The sequence below is a fragment of the Thauera butanivorans NBRC 103042 genome (genome assembly GCF_001591165.1).
GTDB lineage: Bacteria > Pseudomonadota > Gammaproteobacteria > Burkholderiales > Rhodocyclaceae > Thauera > Thauera butanivorans.
This window is the reverse complement of the sequence record NZ_BCUG01000131.1, coordinates 1-1,217: the sequence shown is the minus strand read 5'-3', so window position 1 is coordinate 1,217 and position 1,217 is coordinate 1. Positions and strand designations below refer to the sequence as shown.

The 1,217-nt window shown below is 59.7% G+C and carries 1 protein-coding gene; it reads right to left on the bottom strand.

The features are described from left to right. Window positions 1-144: 144 nt before the first annotated feature. Window positions 145-1,128, bottom strand: a complete 984-nt coding sequence (locus tag TBU01S_RS22655; RefSeq protein ID WP_068639733.1) for an IS5 family transposase — start codon at window positions 1,126-1,128, stop codon at window positions 145-147. Window positions 1,129-1,217: the final 89 nt, after the last annotated feature.

The following is a 1,217-nucleotide window of genomic DNA, read 5'->3' as shown; positions in this document are numbered from 1 at the left end:
AAGTGCTGAATAAATCGCAGTCATCGGCGCTGAATCATTCATAAGCATGCTTCGTCGTCGGGTTCATCGATACGTCGGCACTTTTCATTCAAAGCAAGGCGCGGCGTAGGTCTTTCACCCCGCTTTTGCGCCTTGGCAGCGCCATCAGGACGCACCTCGGGCACGTTGCGGCAACAAGCGTCGGCGCGCCATGATCAGATTGGCCAAGCCGAACAAGGAGAACAGTTGCGCTTCGTTCTTGGCCAGGCCGCGGTAGCGTGTCTTCCTGTGTTTGAACAGGTTCTTCACGATATGGAACGGGTGCTCGACCTTGGCCCGGATACTGGCCTTGGCGCGTTCGAGTTGCTCGAGCAACTTGCCCAACCGGTCGGCCGGCAGCGCACGGCGCTTGCTGCGCTTCATGGCCACATGCCAGACAGCCTTGTTACCCTGGTTCTCCTTGCGCTTGCCCACGCCCTGATAGGCCGAGTCACCGAACACTTCCGTCTCCTGCCCATGCAGCAGTGCGTGCGCCTGGCTGATGTCGCTCACATTGGCCGCTGTCCCCACGACCGCATGCACCAGGCCCGATTCGGCATCGACGCCAATGTGCGCCTTCATCCCGAAATACCACTGATTCCCCTTCTTCGTCTGGTGCATCTCGGGGTCACGAGCCTTGGATCGGTTCTTGGTCGAAGGCGGTGCTGCGATCAGCGTGGCATCGACGATCGTGCCTTCGCGCATCATCAGGCCTTTGTGCGCCAGATGAGCCTTGATCGCCTCGAAGATCCGGCTCGTCAGTCCGTGCGTTTCCAGCAAACGACGGAATTTCAACAGCGTGGTCGCATCCGGGGCCGCTTCCCGAGCCAGATCGATGCCCACGAAGCCGCGGATCGACTGGCTGTCATAGATCGCATCTTCGATCCCTTCGTCCGACAGCCCGAAGCATTGCTGCGCGACGTACATCCGGAGCATCCGCGACAGACCGATCGGCCGGCGACCACGGCCTTCGCCCTTCGGGTAAAACGGTTCGATCTCAGCCTCGAGCGCCGCCCAGGGCGTCACCGCATCGATCTCGGCAAGGAAGCGGTCACGACGTGTCTGCTTCTTCTTGGACGCATACTCCAGGTCGGAAAAGCTCGATTGCATCGCTTCACTACTCCAGTCAGCGCAGGCTACAGTGTCTCAAACAGCGCTGCCATCAGGAAGGCATGCTGATGAAATAATCAGTGTTTCCC